19 protein-coding genes are annotated in these 17,799 nt (G+C 68.8%); 11 read left to right on the plus strand and 8 right to left on the minus strand.

Annotation, left to right across the window (positions count from 1 at the left end; all coding sequences use genetic code 11):
• Positions 1–35: 35 nt before the first annotated feature.
• Genes speD through ACM6JT_RS23880 form a run of 5 tightly spaced genes read right to left on the minus strand, consistent with a single transcriptional unit; the run spans position 36 to position 3,548 of the window.
• Positions 36–419, minus strand: a complete 384-nt coding sequence (gene speD, locus ACM6JT_RS23860; RefSeq protein ID WP_414857436.1) for an adenosylmethionine decarboxylase — start codon at positions 417–419, stop codon at positions 36–38.
• Complete coding sequence (locus ACM6JT_RS23865; RefSeq protein WP_153489189.1) at positions 416–565, minus strand: hypothetical protein; 150 nt, start codon at positions 563–565, stop codon at positions 416–418. Before ACM6JT_RS23865 ends, speD begins: the two co-directional genes overlap by 4 nt.
• Complete coding sequence (locus ACM6JT_RS23870; protein ID WP_407972098.1) at positions 562–2,073, minus strand: DUF4178 domain-containing protein; 1,512 nt, start codon at positions 2,071–2,073, stop codon at positions 562–564. Before ACM6JT_RS23870 ends, ACM6JT_RS23865 begins: the two co-directional genes overlap by 4 nt.
• A gap of 9 nt (positions 2,074–2,082) precedes the next feature.
• Positions 2,083–3,135: an SPFH domain-containing protein gene (locus ACM6JT_RS23875; protein ID WP_034180549.1), complete on the minus strand. Its 1,053-nt coding sequence runs from the start codon at positions 3,133–3,135 to the stop codon at positions 2,083–2,085.
• Positions 3,136–3,161: 26 nt separating this feature from the next.
• The gene (locus ACM6JT_RS23880; protein ID WP_034180550.1) at positions 3,162–3,548 is read right to left on the minus strand and encodes a DUF350 domain-containing protein; all 387 of its coding nucleotides are present in this window, start codon (positions 3,546–3,548) and stop codon (positions 3,162–3,164) included.
• 121 nt (positions 3,549–3,669) lie between these two features.
• On the opposite strand from ACM6JT_RS23880, the gene ACM6JT_RS23885 reads away from it, so the two are divergent.
• The 5 genes from ACM6JT_RS23885 (at position 3,670) to ACM6JT_RS23905 (ending at position 8,736) form a co-directional block, all read left to right on the plus strand.
• Positions 3,670–5,184, plus strand: coding sequence for a polyamine aminopropyltransferase (locus tag ACM6JT_RS23885; RefSeq protein ID WP_414857437.1), 1,515 nt, complete (start codon positions 3,670–3,672; stop codon positions 5,182–5,184).
• Entirely contained in the window at positions 5,184–6,803 is a 1,620-nt protein-coding gene (locus tag ACM6JT_RS23890; RefSeq protein ID WP_414857438.1) for an NAD(P)-binding protein, read from the plus strand. The genes ACM6JT_RS23885 and ACM6JT_RS23890 overlap by 1 nt, the downstream gene beginning before the upstream one ends.
• A gap of 124 nt (positions 6,804–6,927) precedes the next feature.
• Positions 6,928–7,683 carry an N-acetylmuramoyl-L-alanine amidase family protein gene (locus tag ACM6JT_RS23895; RefSeq protein ID WP_414857439.1) on the plus strand — a complete coding sequence of 252 codons (756 nt, stop codon included), beginning with the start codon at positions 6,928–6,930 and terminating at the stop codon, positions 7,681–7,683.
• 50 nt (positions 7,684–7,733) lie between these two features.
• A complete protein-coding gene (locus ACM6JT_RS23900) occupies positions 7,734–8,123 on the plus strand; it encodes a lysozyme inhibitor LprI family protein (protein WP_034180554.1) in 390 nt (129 codons plus the stop codon).
• An 85-nt stretch (positions 8,124–8,208) separates the two neighbouring features.
• Entirely contained in the window at positions 8,209–8,736 is a 528-nt protein-coding gene (locus tag ACM6JT_RS23905) for a GNAT family N-acetyltransferase (protein WP_131948450.1), read from the plus strand.
• Positions 8,737–8,761: 25 nt separating this feature from the next.
• Here ACM6JT_RS23905 and ACM6JT_RS23910 read toward each other — a convergent pair whose 3' ends face one another.
• From ACM6JT_RS23910 to ACM6JT_RS23920, 3 genes are all read right to left on the minus strand, one after another.
• Positions 8,762–10,108: a glutamine synthetase family protein gene (locus ACM6JT_RS23910; RefSeq protein WP_414857440.1), complete on the minus strand. Its 1,347-nt coding sequence runs from the start codon at positions 10,106–10,108 to the stop codon at positions 8,762–8,764.
• Between the two features lie 151 nt (positions 10,109–10,259).
• Entirely contained in the window at positions 10,260–10,817 is a 558-nt protein-coding gene (locus tag ACM6JT_RS23915; protein ID WP_034180557.1) for a helix-turn-helix domain-containing protein, read from the minus strand.
• A gap of 17 nt (positions 10,818–10,834) precedes the next feature.
• On the minus strand, positions 10,835–12,124 hold the full coding sequence (locus tag ACM6JT_RS23920; RefSeq protein WP_414857441.1) for an NAD(P)/FAD-dependent oxidoreductase: 1,290 nt from the start codon (positions 12,122–12,124) through the stop codon (positions 10,835–10,837).
• A 602-nt stretch (positions 12,125–12,726) separates the two neighbouring features.
• Between ACM6JT_RS23920 and ACM6JT_RS23925 the strand changes: the two genes are divergently transcribed.
• From ACM6JT_RS23925 to ACM6JT_RS23950, 6 genes are read left to right on the plus strand one after another with little or no spacing between them, the layout of a single operon-like run.
• A complete protein-coding gene (locus tag ACM6JT_RS23925; protein WP_131948453.1) occupies positions 12,727–13,875 on the plus strand; it encodes an acyl-CoA dehydrogenase family protein in 1,149 nt (382 codons plus the stop codon).
• A gap of 36 nt (positions 13,876–13,911) precedes the next feature.
• Positions 13,912–14,316, plus strand: a complete 405-nt coding sequence (locus ACM6JT_RS23930; RefSeq protein ID WP_034180561.1) for a thioesterase family protein — start codon at positions 13,912–13,914, stop codon at positions 14,314–14,316.
• A gap of 17 nt (positions 14,317–14,333) precedes the next feature.
• On the plus strand, positions 14,334–15,353 hold the full coding sequence (locus ACM6JT_RS23935; protein ID WP_131948454.1) for an NAD(P)H-dependent flavin oxidoreductase: 1,020 nt from the start codon (positions 14,334–14,336) through the stop codon (positions 15,351–15,353).
• Positions 15,350–16,489, plus strand: a complete 1,140-nt coding sequence (pheA, locus tag ACM6JT_RS23940) for a prephenate dehydratase (RefSeq protein WP_414857442.1) — start codon at positions 15,350–15,352, stop codon at positions 16,487–16,489. The genes ACM6JT_RS23935 and pheA overlap by 4 nt, the downstream gene beginning before the upstream one ends.
• On the plus strand, positions 16,486–17,160 hold the full coding sequence (locus ACM6JT_RS23945) for a hypothetical protein (RefSeq protein WP_034180563.1): 675 nt from the start codon (positions 16,486–16,488) through the stop codon (positions 17,158–17,160). Before pheA ends, ACM6JT_RS23945 begins: the two co-directional genes overlap by 4 nt.
• Entirely contained in the window at positions 17,157–17,681 is a 525-nt protein-coding gene (locus ACM6JT_RS23950; protein ID WP_175747286.1) for a shikimate kinase, read from the plus strand. The genes ACM6JT_RS23945 and ACM6JT_RS23950 overlap by 4 nt, the downstream gene beginning before the upstream one ends.
• The last annotated feature ends 118 nt before the right edge of the window (positions 17,682–17,799 follow it).

A 17,799-nucleotide genomic window follows, 5' to 3' on the forward strand; every position in this document is an offset into this window, starting at 1 on the left:
AACCCGATGAGGACGCGTCCTCGTTAAATGCCCGCTCAGGTCGATGCAGCGCCGCGCGCCACCTGCTGCCGGGCCTGCGCCTGCGCGCCGAGCGCGGCGGCGATCGCATCGACCGCATCGGCCGCACGCGCCGCGCCGCACATGAACGCATCGACGGCCGCGAAGCGATGCTCGGGCCACGTATGGATCGTGATGTGCGATTCGGCGAGCAGCACGACGCCCGTCACGCCATGCTCGCCGCCGAAATGATGGAAGTGCGCGCCGATCACGCGCGCGCCTGCCTGTTGCGCCGCTTCGGTGAGGATCGCTTCGAGCCGTGCGGCGTCGCGCAGCAGCGCCGCATCGATACCGGCCAGGTCGGCCAGCACATGCGAGCCGAGCGTCGCGCTCGGCGGTGCAATCGCGTCGCGTGCGGTCATTTGTGCGACCCGTACGACGAGTAGCCGCTGCGCGCCGACGAACTGCCCCAGCCGCCACCGCCCGAACCGCTGCCGCCGATCGACGCGCAACTGAACAGCGTGACGACGATCAGGCCATAGACGCCGTAGAGGATGTACCGGATCACGAGTTGCCCCCGTCCGATGCAAAGCCCTTCCACAGCCATTCAGGCAGCCACAGCACCATCAGGCCGACCAGCACGTAGACGGAGCGGCTGCTGAACGAGAACAGCGAGCCCATGTTGAAGATCACGAGCAGCGCGCTGAACACCCACGGCAGCGGCGCGAAACTGTGCGGGCCTTTGCCGCCGAACAGGCCCGTCGACGCGGCGGCGCCCGTTGCGGCCGCGGCCGTCGCGAGCGCCGGCGTGCCGAAGCGTTCGGCGAGCGCGCTGCCCGACAGCGGCCGCGCACGCGACCACACGATCTCCGCAGCGCTGCGCTCGCGCGTCAGCTTGTCCTTCTGCCAGCCGTAGTCGATGATCGACGTGCGATCGCCTACCTGCACGCGCCAGTTGAACGCACCGACCACGTAGACGACCTCCGATTCATATTCCTCGCGCAGGCGGTAGGTCTTGCCGCCGTCGGTCACGTCGGACTCGCTGCCGATCGTCGGCCAATGATCGAGCACCTGCACGCGCTCCCAGCGCCCTTCGCTCTGCACGAGCCACAGGAAACCGCGCTTCGGGTTCAGCAGCAGGTATTCGTCCCACGTCTCGTCGTCGCCCGGCACGCGGCAGCGCATCATGCCGATCACCGTGTACTTCACGCCGTCGAACGTGCCGATCGCGCCGAGCTCCAGTGCGCCCTTCACCGATTCGAGCTTGCGCTGCGCCGCGAACACGGTCTGCTGCTCGGCCGTGCACTGCACGCCCGCGTGACAACTGCCGCACACCACGTAATCGGCCACGTTCGGCGCATACGACAGCGGTGCGCCGCAGCTCGGGCACGCGAACGGCACCATCTCCGCGCCGCGCTTCTCGCGCGTATCGGCTTCCGTATCGCGCAGCCCCGTGAACGCGAGCGCATCGAATTCCAGCGCCTCGCCCGAATAGACGGCCGGGCTCCCGCCGTTCGAATCGGCATCCGAATAATCGTAGGTCGCGAACGCGTTGCCGGTCCGCAGATCGACGACGCGCGCCTCCCAGCCGGCATCGACGCGGAACGGCAGCTCGCCGTCGCCGCCCGTGCAGCGCGCGGTGCGCACGTCGGACACGAGATACGCGCGGCCGCCGTGGTCGATCCGCATGCCCGGTTCGAGCGTGCCGAATGCGGGCCACGCGCCGCCGGACGCATCGTCGGGCTCGCGCACCGTGACCGCGTACTGGCCCGACGCATCCGACAACCAGCCGAATGCGCCGTCGTCGAACACGACATACCATTCGCTCCACGCACCGGCGTCGTAGGTCATCTGGATGCGCCCGAGCACCGTGAACATGCGCTTGCCGTAGCGGCCGGCCGTGCCGATCTGGATCGGCGACGCATCGTCGAGCACCGTGGCAAGCTCGCCGATGCGCTCGACGTCGGTGCCGCGCTTGAGCAGCGTGCTGCGGCAGAACGCGCAGACGGCCATCACCGCCGCCGCCGAGCGAAACTCGACCGGCGCGCCGCACTGGGGGCACGAAGTACTGAACATGCGCGACGCTTACCGCGTGAGCTTCGCGAGGATCTCGGCCTTCGCGCGCGAATATTCGTCTTCGGTCACGAGGCCCTTGTCGAACAGCGCCTTCAACTGTTCGAGCCGCTGCACGTAATCGGTGCCGTCGGCCGGCGCGGCCGGCTGAGCGGCAGCCACCGGCGCTGCGACGGGAGCAGGCGGTGCGGCCGGCGCCGGTTGCGCTGCGCCCGCGATCTGGCCGGCCATCGCCTGCCCGATCGCCGCGCCCGCGGCGAGCCCCGCGCCGATACCGGCGATGCCGCCCGGATTCTGCGCGGCCAGCGGAATCGCCTGCGCGGTCTGGTATTGCGTGGCGCGCGCGAGATCGCCGGCCATCCCCGCGCCGATCCGCAGGTCGAGCGCCTTCTGCAGCTCGGCCGGCAGCGACACGCTCTCGACCGCGAACGCATCGAGCGCCAGGCCGTAGCGCGTAAACACCGGCACCAGCGCGTCGGCGATGCGCTGCGACAGCAGCGACTGGTTCGCGGCCATGTCGACGAACGGCACGTCGGCCGAGCCGAACGTCGTGCTCATCGCGGTCACGACCAGGTTGCGCAGTTGCTGTTCGAGATCGTCGACCGTGTACTGCGCGCGCGTGCCGCTGACCTCGCGGTGGAACGCGGCTGCGTCGACGATCCGGTACGAGTAGATGCCGAACGCGCGCACCTGCACGAAGCCGAATTCGCGGTCGCGGATCGTCACCGGCTGCGCGGTGCCCCAGCGCCGGCCGAGCTGCAAGCGCGTGCTGAAGAAATAGACGTCCGACTTGAAAGGCGACTGAAAGAATTTGTCCCAGTTCTTCAGGTACGTGAGCACCGGCAGCGTGTTCGTTTCCAGCGTGTACAGCCCCGGCTGGAACACGTCGGCGATCTTGCCTTCGTTCACGAAGATCGCGACCTGCGTTTCGCGCACGGTCAGCTTGCCGCCGTACTGGATTTCCTGGTCTTCCATCGGATAGCGCCAGGCCAGCACGCCGTCGGTGTCTTCCGTCCATTGCAGGACGTCGATGAACTGCTTGCGGATGAATGAACCCAGACTCATGTCGGTCTCCTCGGACGCGTGGCGCGTCAGGTCAGGCAGGCGGCATTGATGATGCCGACGACGAGCGACGCGGTGCCCATCAGGCCGCCCATCGCGACGTTGCGATCCTCGATCGCATGATTCATGCCGGGTATCAGGCGCGTCAGCGCCGCATAGGTGATCAGTTGCACGATCATCGCGCCGACGGCCCAGATCACGACTGCGCCGAGCGTCGAGTTGTGCGCGATGCTGGACGCGAGCGTCAGGCAGAAACCGATCAGCGCGCCGCCGAACGACAGCGTCGCGGCGGCGTTGCCGTCGCGGATCAGCGCCAGTTCGTCGAACGGGGTGACCTTCAGGTACACTGCCGCGAACACGAGAAGCAGCACGAACGCCGACAGTAAATGAACCGCATAAAGATAGGCACTATTCATTCTTTCCCTCGGATTTTGTGCTCGGTTCGCCGCCCCGTCGCCGGCCGGCCCGTCAATGGCCGACCCACGAAAATCCGCGCCAGTATATCCACATTGCCGACCGCTGCACAACGGATGCACCATGCTGCATAAGCGTGCGCTCGTCCTGTCGATCCTGGTGCTCGCGTCGTGCGGGCTCGGCTACGAACTGATCAGCAGCGCGCTGTCGAGCTACCTGCTCGGCGATTCGATCCTGCAGTTCTCGTCGGTGATCGGCTGCTACCTGTTCGCGATGGGGATCGGCTCGTGGCTCGCGAAGTTCGTCGAGGACGACGACGTGCTCGACCGCTTCGTCGACATCGAGCTGCTCGTCGGCCTGCTCGGCGGCGTGTCGGCCGCGCTGCTGTTCGCGGTGTTCGCGTGGCTCGCCGCGCCGTTCCGCGCGGCGCTCTATGCGCTGGTGCTCGCGCTCGGCCTGCTGATCGGGATGGAGATCCCGCTCGTGATGCGCGCATTCCAGCAGCGGCGCCAGGCGTTCCGCCATACCGTCAGCGAAGTGCTGACCTTCGACTATCTCGGCTCGCTCGCCGTGTCGCTGATCTTCCCGCTCGTGCTCGCGCCGCGTCTCGGCCTGCTGCGCACGAGCTTCCTGTTCGGGATCCTGAACGCATTCGTCGCACTGTGGACGACGCATCTGTTCCGCGACGAGATCCGCAACGTGCGCGGCAAGCTGATGCGCGCGGCGCTCGTGATCGGGCTGCTCGTCGCCGGCTTCGCGCTGTCTGACCGCATCACGCACTGGGCCGAACACGGCGTGTACGGCGACGAGACGATCTATTCGGAAACGACGCCCTACCAGCGCATCGTGCTCACGCAATGGCACGACGACATGCGGCTGTACCTGAACGGCAACCTGCAGTTCTCGTCGCGCGACGAGCACCGCTATCACGAGGCGCTGATCCACCCGACGATCGAAGCGCTGCCATGGGCGAAGCGCGTGCTCGTGCTCGGCGGCGGCGACGGCCTCGCGGTGCGCGAACTGCTCAAGCACCGCAACCTCGAACGAATCACGCTCGTCGATCTCGATCCCGCGATGACGAAGCTGTTCTCGACGTCCGCGCCGCTCGTCAAGCTGAACCAGGGCTCGCTGAAGGATCCGCGCGTGCAGGTGATCAACGACGACGCAGTGCGCTGGCTCGAATCGAACGCCGACGTGTACGACGCGATCGTCGTCGACTTTCCCGATCCGACCAACTTCGGGCTCGGCCGCCTGTATTCGGTGCCGGTGTTCCGGCTGCTCGCGCGCCACCTGTCGGAGAACGGCTACGCGGTGATCCAGTCGACGTCGCCGTATTTCGCGCCGCACGCGTACTGGACCATCATCGCGACGCTGCACGAAGCCGGGCTCAACACGTGGCCGTACCACTGCTACGTGCCGTCGTTCGGCGACTGGGGTTTCGTGATCGCCGGCAAGCGCCGCGATTTCACGGTGCCGACGCACTACTCGGTGCCGACGCGCTGGCTCGACGCGCAGACGGCCGCCGAGATGTTCCACTTCCCGGCCGACATGCCGGCGCTGCCGATGTCGCCGAACGAACTCAACGACCAGCCGCTCGTGCGCCGCTTCGACGACGACTGGAAGCACGTGCTGCGCTGATGGACCGCCGCACGTTCCTGGTCGCGTCGGCGGCCGCGTCGCTCGCCGCATGCGGCCGCACCGGCTGGATCGAGACGACGCCGCGCGTCGGCTATCCCGGCATGCGCGAAGGCCATGCGCTGCGCGACCATGCAACCCTGCCGCCACCATCCGGCACGCTCGAAACCGACGTCGCGATCCTCGGCGCCGGCGCGGCCGGGCTGTCGTGCGCATGGCAGCTCGCACGCGCGGGCCACAAGCGCTTCGCGGTGCTCGCGGGCCCCGAATTCGGCGGCAATGCGGCCGGCGGCCGCTTCGGCGATCTCGGTTATCCGAAAGGCGCGCACTACCTGCCGCTGCCGTCGCTCGAATCCGCGCATCTGCGCGACATGCTCGCCGATCTCGGCGTGATCGAATCCGCACCGCTGTCCGCGCGCCCCGTGTACGACGAGCGTGCGCTCGTGCACGCGCCCGACGAACGGCTCTTCATCGCCGGGCAGTGGCAGGACGGCATCGTGCCGACGGCCGGCCTCGGCGCCGACGAACTCGCGCAGCAGGCGCGCTTCTTCGCGTACACGGACGGGCTGCGCAGTGCGCGCGGTGCCGACGGCCGCAAGGTGTTCTGCATCCCGATCGCGGAATCGTCGCGCGACCCGCGCTGGCGCGCGCTCGATCGGCGCTCGTTCCGCCAATGGCTGCTCGACGAGGGCTACACCGCGAAGGCGCTGCACTGGTACCTGAACTATTGCTGCCGCGACGACTACGGCGCGGGATACGAGCACGTGTCCGCATGGGCGGGGCTGCACTACTTCTCGTCGCGCGGCGGCCACGCAGGCGATGCGAGCGACGGCGCGGTGCTGACCTGGCCCGACGGGCTGCACACGATGGTGACGAAGCTGACCGACTCGATCACCGCGCGCACCGCCTCGAATGCGTGGTCGCGGGACGGCTTCGCGGTGCGCGCGACCGAACGCGCGGGCGGCGTCGACGTGCTGTGCGCGCGCATCGGCGACGACGGCGCGCTGTCGACGTTCACGCTGAAGGCGCGGCGCGTCGTATGCGCGATGCCGCTGTTCGTCGCCGCGCGCGTGTTTCCGCAGCTTTCCGCGTACGGTTTCGAACCCGCGCGCGACCTGCCGCCGCGCGCGCCGTGGCTCGTGTCCAACTTCCTGCTCGACGGCATGCCGGCCGAGGAAGCGGGCGTGCCGCTCGCGTGGGACAACGTCGTCTACGACGGCACGGGGCTCGGTTATGTCGTGTCGACGCACCAGTTGATCCGGATGTCGCCGCCGACGCGCTCGGTGTTCTCCGCATATCAGGCGTTGAGCACGCAAGCGCCGGACGATACGCGCCGCTGGCTCGCGCAGGCGAAGCCCGACGCGTTGCGCGAACAGGCGGCGATCGACCTGCAGGCCGTCTACGGGCGCGAGCTGTGGAAACACGCGACGGCGCTCGAGATCACCGTGCGCGGCCATGCGATGGCGACACCCGACGTCGGCTTCCTGAGCCGGCCGGGGCTGCTCGCGCTGCGCGACGCCGACGGCCCCGTCGTGTTCGCGCACGCTGACCTGTCCGGGCTATCGCTGTTCGAGGAAGCGTCGTACTGGGGCGTGCTCGCGGCCCGGCGCGTGCTTGCCTGACGGTCGCCATTCGTCATTGCGGCGCCGCCATCACCCGCTATAATCGCGCGACATTCCGACTGCATTGAGCAGGCCGACGGTGCCGCGCCGTGCGACGCGCCGCATGCCCTCCTCGACAACAACAATGACGAACCGAACCATTCGACGCCTTCGCCGGTTCGTGCGTGCCGCCGCGCGCGTACTCGCGTGCACCCCGCTGCTCGGCGCGCCGCCGGCGCTGCATGCGGCCGACACCGCAGGCACCGAACCCGCATCCTCGCGCTACATCGTCGTCGACACCGGCCATACGCCGGCTCACCCGGGTTCCACCGGCGCGAGCGGCCGAGTCGAATACCTGTACAACCTCGATCTGTCCGCCGCAGTTGCGGAAAAGCTCGCCGCGCTCGGCGACCGCGTGCGGCGCACGTCGGCCGACGGCCGCGAGATCGCGCTCGACCAGCGTTCGACGCAGGCGCCCGACGCGAACCTGTTCGTGTCGATCCATCACGACTCGATGCAGCAGCAATTCATCGACGCCGGCCGGCAGCGCGAATTCCGCGGCTTCTCGGTGTTCGTGTCGGAGCGCAATCCGCACTACGCGGAAAGCCTGCGCTGCGCGAAGGCGATCGGCGAACGGCTGGTCGCGGCAGGCGAACGGCCGTCGCTGTATCACGCTCAGCCGATCCGCGGCGAGAATCGCCCGCTGATCGACCCGCAACTCGGCATCCACCGCTTCGACGATCTCGTCGTGCTGCGCACCGCGCCGATTCCGGCGGTGCTCGTCGAGGCCGGCGTGATCGTCAATCCCGACGAGGAAGCGCGGCTCGCGCAACGCGGGACGATCCAGCGCCTGTCCGCCGCGATCGCGGGCGGGATCGACGCGTGCACGGCGCCGAAGTGACGATATCGCCCATCGGGCTCAACGGTTTTCACCCAGTCAGGAGCATCACAATGAAAAAGAAGAATCTGTTCGCATCCTGCGCGCTGCTCGCGCTCGCCGTTCCGTTCGCCGCGCACGCGGCCGGCTGCGGGAAGCCGCGCAGCGCGTTCGACCAGGTGTACTGCACCAGCACGCAGTTCTCGCAGTCCGATCGCGATCTGAATGACGAGTACGGCCGTCTGCGCAAGCAACTGAGCGGCGACCAGCAGGCCACGCTGAAGGCCGGCCAGCTCGCGTGGCTCAAGCAACGCGATGCCCAGTGCAGCGAGACGCGCAACAACAGCTACCTCGTGGATATCCAGTGCGCGAACGACATGACGCAGTCGCGACTGTCGTTCCTGCGCGAGCGCGAGCGTGAATGCACGAGCACGGGGTGCGTGGCGTCGAAGCTCGGCGAGTAAGCGCTTCGCAAGTGCCGTGTCGCGAAGCGGTTCGCGGCACGGCATGCGCTGCGCATCGAGAATCGTTCGATCAGGCGGAGCACGCATGACACCGAATACGACAACGATCGACATCCGCGCTGCCACGTCCGCCGATGCCGCAACCATTGCCGACATCCACGTCGCGTCTTGGCAGGCGACCTACACGGACATCATGCCGGCCCCGTTCCTCGCCGGCCTCTCGGTCGAAAAACGCACGACCTTCTGGCGCTGTGCGCTCGACGCCGGCCGCCCACGCGTCGCGCTCGCATTCACGGGCAATGACGCGGCAGGCTGGATCGCCTATGGTCCGACGCGCGACACCGACAAGGATCGCGCGTGGGGAGAAATCGAAGCGATCTATCTGCACCCGTCGCATTGCGGGCAAGGCATCGGCGCGGCGCTGGTCGAGCATGCATGCCGATCGCTGCATGACGCGGGCCATGCATGGGTGTCGCTCTGGGTACTCGTCGAAAACCGTCGTGCAAGAGCGTTCTATGAACGCGAGGGCTTCGTCGCCGAACACGACATCAAGACCTTCGAGATCGACGGTATGCCGATCGAGGAAGTGCGCTACTGGCGCGCACTTCCGTAGTTTGCTTCGTCAACGCGCGCGGCAATCACAAAAACCACCGATACTCCCGCGCGCCGATCTCGTTACGAAAATCCAGCTCCTCCTGCCGCTTGTTCTCGCAGTACACCATCACGAACTCGCCGCCGAGCCGTTCGCGCACGGCCGGATGATCCTGCATCGCCGCGACGGCCGACAGCATCTCCTTCGGAAAATCGATCCCGCTGCCGCGATCCTCGTTGAGCGGCGTGATCGGTTCGATTCGTGCATCGAGCCCGTGCTCCATCCCGGCGAGGATCGCCGCGAGCACCAGATACGGGTTCGCATCCGCGCTCGCGAGCCGGTGTTCGATCCGCAGGTTGCGCGCATCCGACTCGGGAATCCGGATGCACGCATCGCGATCCTCGAAACCCCAGCTTGCGCGGCTCGCCGCGTTCACCATCGATCCGTAGCGCCGGAACGCGTTGTGATTCGGCGCGAACACGGGCATGCAATGCGGCAACAGCGCGAGGCATCCGGCCACCGCATGCCGCAGCGGCCGCTGCCCGTCCGCCGCGAGCAGGTTGCGCCCCGCGTCGTCGTACAGGCTCACGTGAACGTGCATCCCGCTGCCCGGCGCATGCAGGTAGGGCTTGCCCATGAAGCTCGCGCGATAGCCGTGCTGCAACGCGACGCCGCGCGTGCTGCGGCAGAACAGCGCCGACCAGTCGGCCGCGCGCAGCCCGTCGTCGGTATGACCGAAATTGATCTCGAACTGGCCCGGCCCGAGCTCGGCGGTGATCACCGTCGCATCGACGCCCTGTTCGCACGCGGCCTCGACCATCTCGTGCAGCACGTCGGAGAAGCGCGACAGCCGCTCGATATGCATGTTCGGCTGATCGTCGCGGTCGTCGCTCAGGCGATCGCGCGGGTACTGCGGCATCCCTTCCGCGAGCTGCGCGGCGAACAGGTAGAACTCGAGCTCGAACGCGACGACCGGCCGGATGCCGCGCGCCGCGAAGCGCCGCAGCACGCGCGCGAGCACCTCGCGCGGCTCGAACTCGATCGGCGCATCGGTGCCGTCGGAGCTGATCAGCATCTGCGCGAGCGGCTGCCGCTCCCAGCGCACGGGCTTCAGCGTGCCGGGGATCAGGCGGCGCGGCGCGTCGGGGTCGCCGTCGTTGAAGCAGTAGTCGCCGATCTTGTAGAGGCCGCCTTGCGTGCCGAGCAGCACGCAGTTCTGCGGCAGCTTCAGCAGCGAGCCCGACGCGACCTTCTCGAGCGCATCGATCGGGTAGCGCTTGCCATAGAAGTGCCCGGGCAGGTCGAGGCAGATCAGGTCGACATAACGAATCTCGGGGTGCGCCTGCCGGAATGCGCGGACTTCACCGACCAGCGCGGGAACGACGTCATCCATGTCTCATCCTTTCCATGTCTTGTATGGCGGTGCCGCGGCGCGGCGAACCGGATTCATGCGACACACGGGACAACGCATGCCGCTTTAAATCAGTACTGCAAACATGCTGCGAGGCGCGGCGGCCTGCGACACCGCCCGCCCCGCCGACAACTCAGGTGAACACCCAGATCACGCGCGTCGGCGCGTCGGTCAGGTTGGCATAACGGAACCGCTTGTGCGCGGGCAGCTGGAACGCATCGTTCGGGCCGAGCGTGACGGGCGTGTCGTCGCCGTCGATCCAGATCGTCAGTTCTCCTTCGAGCACGAAGCCACCCTGCTCGTCACTGTCGTCGACGGGCCGCTCGCCGCTGCTCGCGCCCGGCGCGAGATGGCTTTCGAGAACCGAAAAGCGCGAGCGCATGTTCGGCGACACCAGGATGTCGGTAATGCCGGCCGCGTAATACACGGTACGCCGCTCGTCGGGCCGCGTGACCCACGGCACGCTGCGCGGCTTGCTCAGGCTGTAGAAATACGTGGTCGGCACGCCGAGCGCCTCGCCGATCGCGGTCAGATCCGCGACCGTCGGACGCGACAGCCCGCGCTCGACCTGCGACAGAAAGCCGACCGAGCGGCCGATCCGCTCGGCGAGGTCGTTCAGCGTGACCTTGCGATGCTTGCGCAGGTCGCGGATCAGGATCGCCAGACTTTCTATCTCTTCCTGTTCGTTCATGATGAGTTCCGAAACGGTCAGACGGTGTCGCGCAAACGGTACCAGGCCTTGCCGAGCGCCTCCAGCGGCGCGGCGAGCCGGTCGCCGCCGGGGAAGCGCGGGTTGCGAATGCGCTGGTATTGCGCGAGCAGGCGCTCGTCGCCGAGCACGGCGTCGGCGACCGCGCGCGCACCCGCGAGCGTCGGCAGCACTCCGTGCCCCGAGAAGCCCTGCAGCCAGAAACGCTGCCCGTCGCGGCCGATGTCCGGCGTGCGGCGCATGCTGATGTCGATGTGGCCGCCCCACGCGTAATCGAGCGGCACGCCGGCCAGTTGCGGAAACACGCGTTCGAGGTGCGGACGCGTCGCCGCCGCGATATCGGCCGGGATGCCGCCGAGATACGTGCAGCCGCCGCCGAACAGCAGCCGGTTGTCGGGGCTCAGCCGGAAGTAGTCGGGCACGAACTGGTTGTCGATCACGCAACTGTTCTGCGGCAGCAGCGAACGCGCGACGTCGGCCGCGAGCGGCGCGGTCGCGACCTGGTACGTGCCGACCGGCAGCAGCCGGCGCGCCAGATCGCGATCGAGCCGGTCGACGTATGCATTACAGGCAAGCACGAGCACGTCCGCGCGCACTTCGCCGCGCACCGTGCGGGCGATGTGGCCGCCGGCCGTCTCGCGGCAGTCGAGCACGCGGCTCTGCTCGAAGATGCGGCCGCCCGCGCGCTCGATCGTCTGCGCGAGGCCGAGCGCGAATTTCAGCGGATTCAGGTGGCCAGCCTCCGGATCGTGGAGCGCGGCGAGATAACGCGTGCCGCCGATCCATTCGGGCATCTCGTCACGCCCGATCACGCGCAGCCGGTCATAGCCCCAGCGCTCGGCCGCTTCGTCGCGGGCCTGCGCGAGCATCGCGACGCGACGCGGCCGCACCGCGGCCCACAGGCTGCCGGGCCGGTAGTCGATGTCGAAACCGTGCCGCTCCGGCAGTTCGCGCACCTCGGCCGCGGCCCAGCGCATGCTGTCCCACAGCAGGCGCGCGCCGTCGCGGCCGAGCGAATCCTCGAGCGGCTGCATGTCGCACGACCAGCCGAGCAGCGCCTGCCCGCCGTTGCGGCCCGACGCGGCCCACGCGACACGGCTCGCTTCGAGCACGACGACGCGCTTGCCGGCGAGCGCAAGGCGCAACGCCGTATGCAGCCCGCTGAAGCCCGCGCCGACGACGAGCACGTCGGCGTCGATACGCTCGTCCAGTTCCGGACGACGCGGAATCGGCGCCGGGTAGGTGCCGGCGTAGTAGCTTGCGACGTGACGGTCGGACTGCACGAACATGCGGACTCCCGTGAAATTTTCGCCGATAAATTTCATGAAAAACTAGCACGACAATTTCATGGGAGCAAGGCGGAACATGATTTCGCCGATCGTCGGAGCGACGGGATCGGGCCTTCCGAATCGTATGACCAATCATTTGTCGCACGCTCCACCGACGAGCACCGGAAATTCGATGCGATCTCATCGCACGTCATCCGAATGATCTGCAATGCGAAATCAATCGACTCGACCTGAACGACGAAGCGTCGGCAACCCGACATCGTGTCGTCATCACGATCGACGCGCGGCAGATCTTTCACCGACCGGCGCGCGATCATCTCCCGTCATCGAAGCGCCATGACGCCACCGCCGACGGCACGGCGTGACCGCCATCGTCCGGTTGTCGTCCGGTTGTCGTCCGACAGCAATCGCTCGCGCCGCCGTGCGCGACGGGCGTCACGATCACGTTCGGCAATCGCGCCCCCGCCGCCCGTCGCATCGCCGATTACGCTCGAATCATCCGCCGCTGCGCGCCGTCTCGAAGTGCAATAACTGACAGTTTCTCGTCCGGGGGCTTTTCATTAGATTGGCGACACGATCCATGCAAGGTCTCGCTCACCGACATGACTCTCACTGCCAGCGAAGCACAGCCCACGACGACAGCCACGTACCGGGACATCGCCGAACGCCATGCGCGGTCCGCCCCTTCCGGTGCGTTCCATCGCGATGCATGGGATGCATTGTCCGACGCGGGACTGTGGCGCCTGCCCGTACCGCGCGAACTCGGCGGCGCAGGGCGCACGTGGCACGACTTCGTCGACGCATTCGAAGCAGTCGCCGCAGCGCAGCGCTCCGTCGGCTTCGCGATGGCGCTCGCCAATCAGGCGACGCTGATTCGCGCAATCGTCGCGTACGGTTCCGACGCGCAGCGCGCGCGGCATCTGCCGCCGCTGCTGTCCGGCGCGATCGGCGCCACGGCGATCTCGGAGAAAGGCACCGGCACCGAAGTGCGCGCGCTCGAAACCAGCCTCGTGCGCGACGGCGACCACTACCGGCTCGACGGCCACAAGTACAACATCAGCCACGCACCCGAAGCGCGCCTGATGATGATCGTCGCGACCCTGACCGGCGACGGCAAGCCGGCCACCGCGCTGGTGCTGATCGATCCCGAACGCGCGGGCGTGCGGCGCAGCGCCCCGCAGGCGACGCTCGGCGTCGCGGATCTTCCGATCGGCGATCTCGCGCTGTCCGGCGTGCGCGTCGATGCCGACGAACTGCTCGGCGCGCCCGGCGATGGGCTGCGCCTGCTGATGGACATCGCGTCGATGAATCGCGCGCTGTTCGGCCTGCTGTGCGCGAACGTCACCCAGCCGTTCCTCGCCGACGCGCTCGCGCGCGCCGGCGCCCGCAAGACGCTCGGTGTCGCGCTGGACACCCACCAGCACGTGCAGCGCCGGCTGGTCGACGTCCAGGTCGGCATCGAACGCACGCGCTGGACGGCGCGCGCAGCGCTCGATCAACTCGTCGGGCAACGTCCCGAGGCGCTCGCGAACTGCTCGATCGCGAAGCTCGCAGGCGCGCGCGATCTCGCGCAGGCCGCGCTGCACCTGCTTGCGATTCACGGCAGCGACGGCTACCGGCGCGGCCCGCTCGCCACCTTCGTCGCCGACGCGCTCGCGATGGGCTCGGCCGGCGGCACCGAGGAAATGCATTACCGGAACATCTTCAGCCAGATGCAACGACGCGCGGCCGCCACGGCGCGCACGGCGTAACCGCTCACCCCTCCATCACCCCTTCAGGAGCTGCCCTTGACTATCCAGACTGGCCTGCGTGCCCGCGCCACCCACCGCGTCGACACGATTTCGCTCGCCGATCAATGGGGAGGCGAAGCGCACGCGCTCGCGAGCCCGATCATGATCATCTTCATCGAACAGACCTGCATGCAGGCGACCGACCATCTGCTGCCGGCCGGGCAGATGACGGTGGGCTACAACTTCGAGATCAAGCATCTCGCGCCGACGCCGCCCGAATGGGACGTGACGATCGACGCCGAACTGATCGAGGTCGACGGCCGCATGATGACGTACCGGGTCGAGGTGCGCGACGCGGTGGGCGTCGTCGGCGAAGGCGTGCATACGCGCTGCGCCGTCAGCCGCGACGGCTTCCACCGCCGCCTCGACGAGCGGCGCGACAGCGCGGCGCTCGCGCGCTGACGAGCCGGAGCCCGACCATGATTCCGCTTCCTCTGCAGGGTCTCCGGCTGCCGGTGATTGCGTCTCCGATGCTGATCGCGAGCTATCCCGAGATGGTGCTCGCCCAGTGCAAGAGCGGGATCGTCGGCGCATTTCCGGCGCTCAACGCGCGGCCCAGCGCGCAGCTCGGCGACTGGATCGACACCATCGACGGCACGCTGCGCGCGTACCGGGACGCCCATCCCGACGCGCCGGTCGGCCCGTATGCGGTCAATCACATCTGCCATCCGTCGAATCCGCGCGTCGAACAGGATCTGCGCATCTGCATCGACCGGCGCGTGCCGCTGATGATCACGAGCCTGCGCGCGCCGTCGCGCGACGTCGTCGATGCGATCCACGCGTACGGCGGGATCGTACTGCACGACGTCACGACGGTGCGGCACGCGCAGAAGGCGCTGGAGGCCGGCGTCGACGGCCTCGTTCTCGTCGCGGCGGGTGCGGGCGGCCATGCCGGCACGCTGTCGCCGTTCGCACTGGTCGCCGAAGTGCGGCGCTTCTACGACGGCTTCCTCGCGCTGTCCGGCGCGATCGCGACGGGCGACGCGATAGCCGCCGCGCGCGCGCTCGGCGCCGACTTCGCGTATATCGGTACGCGCTTCCTGGCGTCGCACGAAGCGAACGTGGTGCAGCGATACAAGGACACGATCGTCGAAGCCAACGCGGCCGACATCATCTACACCGATGCGTTCACCGGCGTCCATGGCAACTACCTGCGCCAGAGCATCGAAGCGGCCGGGCTCGACGTGCGCCGTCTCGCGCGGGTCGACGGCGCGCAGCTCGATTTCTCGCCGGATGGCGGCGCGAAGCAGTGGCGCGACATCTGGGGGGCCGGCCAGGGCGTCGGCGCGATGGACGCGGTGCTCAGCGTCGCCGAGATCGTCGAGCGGCTCGAAGCCGAATACGACCGCGCCGTCGCGCGTGTGCAGCCGGGCGCTGCCGCGCACGTCGCCGCACGCCGCCCGTCCGTTTCCTCGACTTCACGGATCGAAACGCCATGACGCCTTCCGAGCTTGCCGCCCCGCCGTCCGTCGACGATGCGATCGCGCGCCGCCGCGCGCAGATCGACGTGATCGACGACGAACTTCTCGCGCTGATCGGCCAGCGCATCGTTCACGCGACCGAAATCGGCCATCTCAAGCGGCATGCGGGGCTCGCGGTGCGGCAGCCGGCCCGCGAAGCGTCGATCGTCGCCGAGCTGTGCACGCGCGCGCCGTGGGGGCTGCGCGACCGCGACCTGAGAGCCATCTGGCAAACGCTGTTCCGCGCGAGCCGCGATGCGCAGTCGCTGCCGTCGGTCGCGTTCCTCGGCCCGTCGGGCACCTACACCGAAGCCGCAATGCTGCGCCACTTCGGCGAATTCGCCCGCGGGCAGGCGCACGAAACGATCGACGCGGTATTCGAAGCGCTCGCGCGCGGCGACGCGGAATGTGCGGTCGTGCCGGTCGAGAATTCCTCCGAAGGCAGCGTGACCCGCACGCTCGACCTGCTGATCGCGCAAGCGGCGCCCGTCACGGGCGAGATCGAACTGCCGGTCTCGCACTGCCTGCTGAGCGCCAGCGGATCGCTCGCCGGCGTCGACAGCGTGGTCGGCCATCCGCAGGCGCTCGCGCAATGCCGCGCGTGGCTCGACGCGCATGCGCCCGGCCTGCGCCGCATCCCGGTATCCAGCAACGCGGTGGCCGCGCGCGAGGCCGCGCACCTGTATGACTGCGCGGCGATCGCCGGCGAACCGGCAGCCGCTCTTTACGGACTGCGAATCGTATCCCGCGCGATCCAGGATCACCCGGACAACCGCACGCGCTTCGTGATCGTCGGCGGCCAGACGCCCGCCCCGACCGGCCAGGACCGCACGAGCATCGTGCTGCGGCCGACCGATGCACCCGACGCGCTCGCGCGCATATTCGATGCGCTCGCCCACCACCGCGCACCGCTGCTGTGGGTCGATGTGCGCCCGGCACGGGCGGCCGGCCATGCGTACCGGTACTGCATCGACTTCGGCGGACACCCGCTCGATCCGAACGTGCGCGCGGCGCTCGACGAAATCGCGCTCGCCGCTTCCGAACTGCGCGTCCTCGGCGCCTATCCGCGTGCCGCGGGCGAGACGGACGGGCACGCCGACGACCCGGCCGCATGATGACGACGGCGCCGGCTTCGTCCCGCGTCGCCGCCCGGCTGCGCGCGATTCGCGACGGTCGCGACGATCGCCTGCTCGTGCTGTGCGGCATCGCCGCGGCGGGCTGCCTGCCACTCGCCGCCGGGCGATGGCTGCGCGCGCTGCGCGCCGAATACGACGACGAACTGGAGTTGCTGCCGTTCGTGCGCGGCACGCCGGATGCCGCCGACACCGCGTGCCTGCTGCGGCGCTGCGCGCGGCTCCAGCTTCCGGCGGTGGCGATCGGCGACACCGCGGCGTCCGCCTATAGCCGCTGGCGCGCGTGCCTGCCCGTCGCGCCGCTGACCTGGCGGGTACTCGAAACGTCCGCTGCACGGGCCGCGACGCCGCTGCCCGGCGGCCTGCTGGCGCGCTGGCCGGCACGCGCGGCCGAGCCGGTCGACTGGCCGCGCTCGCGCCGCGTCGTTGCCGATCTCGGCGCTGCGTCGCCGGCGCTTGGCGCCCGGATCGGCGCATTCACCGACGCACTGTGCGACGGCTCGCTCGTGGTCGCCGGCATCGCGCTGGACACGGCCCCAGGCGCGCCTCACACCTTCGTCACCGATGCGCTGGACCCGCTCGCCAATTACGTCCGGATGCAGCGCATCGCCGCCGTGACGCGCCGTGCCCCGTCGCTGCGGAGCCGCCTGTGAGCCCGCGCCCGCAGGCTGGCCCGACGCGCATCGCGCTCGTCGGCATGCCCGGCGCCGGCAAAACGACCCTCGGCAGCGCACTGGCCCGCGCGCTCGCGCTACCGTTCGTCGACGCCGACCGCGAACTCGAACGCCGCTTCGGCGCGACCGTCGCAGCGCAATTCCATGCAGGCGACTTCCGCGCGCGCGAAGCCGACGTCATCGACGCGCTGACGCGCGGGCCGGCGCTCGTGCTCGCGACCGGCGGCGGCGCCGTGCTGCGAGCCGATACGCGCGACCGGCTCGGCCAGCGCTGTTTCGTGATCCATCTCGCGAGCGATCTCGACACCCTGTGGCACCGCACGCGCGACGACGCGTCCCGCCCGCTGCTGAACGTCGCCGACCCGCGCGCGGCGCTCGCCGCGCTGCACGACGCGCGCGAATCGCTGTACCACGCCTGCGCGCACTGCCGCATCGACACGTCGGGCCAGTCCGTCGCCCAAACGCTCGCGGCAGCGCTCGACGCGCTCGCGATGGCGTAACCCGCGCGACCTTATCCGTCCCCTTCAGCGGTTTCAACGGTGCCGGCCGATTCGGCCGACTGCCATTTCTGACAGTTGCCGATCGTCAAATAATATCTAAAGATATATTTTTAGATAT

It is taken from the genome of Burkholderia sp. IT-111MI5, from assembly GCF_949752865.1.
Lineage (GTDB): Bacteria > Pseudomonadota > Gammaproteobacteria > Burkholderiales > Burkholderiaceae > Burkholderia > Burkholderia pyrrocinia_C.

Coding starts and splice junctions, on each gene's coding strand:
- speD (WP_414857436.1), bottom strand. CDS start 419: ATGACCGCACGCGACGCGATTGCACCGCCGAGCGCGACGCTCGGCTCG.
- ACM6JT_RS23870 (WP_407972098.1), bottom strand. CDS start 2,073: ATGTTCAGTACTTCGTGCCCCCAGTGCGGCGCGCCGGTCGAGTTTCGC.
- ACM6JT_RS23875 (WP_034180549.1), bottom strand. CDS start 3,135: ATGAGTCTGGGTTCATTCATCCGCAAGCAGTTCATCGACGTCCTGCAA.
- ACM6JT_RS23880 (WP_034180550.1), bottom strand. CDS start 3,548: ATGAATAGTGCCTATCTTTATGCGGTTCATTTACTGTCGGCGTTCGTG.
- ACM6JT_RS23885 (WP_414857437.1), top strand. CDS start 3,670: ATGCTGCATAAGCGTGCGCTCGTCCTGTCGATCCTGGTGCTCGCGTCG.
- ACM6JT_RS23890 (WP_414857438.1), top strand. CDS start 5,184: ATGGACCGCCGCACGTTCCTGGTCGCGTCGGCGGCCGCGTCGCTCGCC.
- ACM6JT_RS23895 (WP_414857439.1), top strand. CDS start 6,928: ATGACGAACCGAACCATTCGACGCCTTCGCCGGTTCGTGCGTGCCGCC.
- ACM6JT_RS23900 (WP_034180554.1), top strand. CDS start 7,734: ATGAAAAAGAAGAATCTGTTCGCATCCTGCGCGCTGCTCGCGCTCGCC.
- ACM6JT_RS23905 (WP_131948450.1), top strand. CDS start 8,209: ATGACACCGAATACGACAACGATCGACATCCGCGCTGCCACGTCCGCC.
- ACM6JT_RS23910 (WP_414857440.1), bottom strand. CDS start 10,108: ATGGATGACGTCGTTCCCGCGCTGGTCGGTGAAGTCCGCGCATTCCGG.
- ACM6JT_RS23915 (WP_034180557.1), bottom strand. CDS start 10,817: ATGAACGAACAGGAAGAGATAGAAAGTCTGGCGATCCTGATCCGCGAC.
- ACM6JT_RS23920 (WP_414857441.1), bottom strand. CDS start 12,124: ATGTTCGTGCAGTCCGACCGTCACGTCGCAAGCTACTACGCCGGCACC.
- ACM6JT_RS23925 (WP_131948453.1), top strand. CDS start 12,727: ATGACTCTCACTGCCAGCGAAGCACAGCCCACGACGACAGCCACGTAC.
- ACM6JT_RS23935 (WP_131948454.1), top strand. CDS start 14,334: ATGATTCCGCTTCCTCTGCAGGGTCTCCGGCTGCCGGTGATTGCGTCT.
- pheA (WP_414857442.1), top strand. CDS start 15,350: ATGACGCCTTCCGAGCTTGCCGCCCCGCCGTCCGTCGACGATGCGATC.
- ACM6JT_RS23945 (WP_034180563.1), top strand. CDS start 16,486: ATGATGACGACGGCGCCGGCTTCGTCCCGCGTCGCCGCCCGGCTGCGC.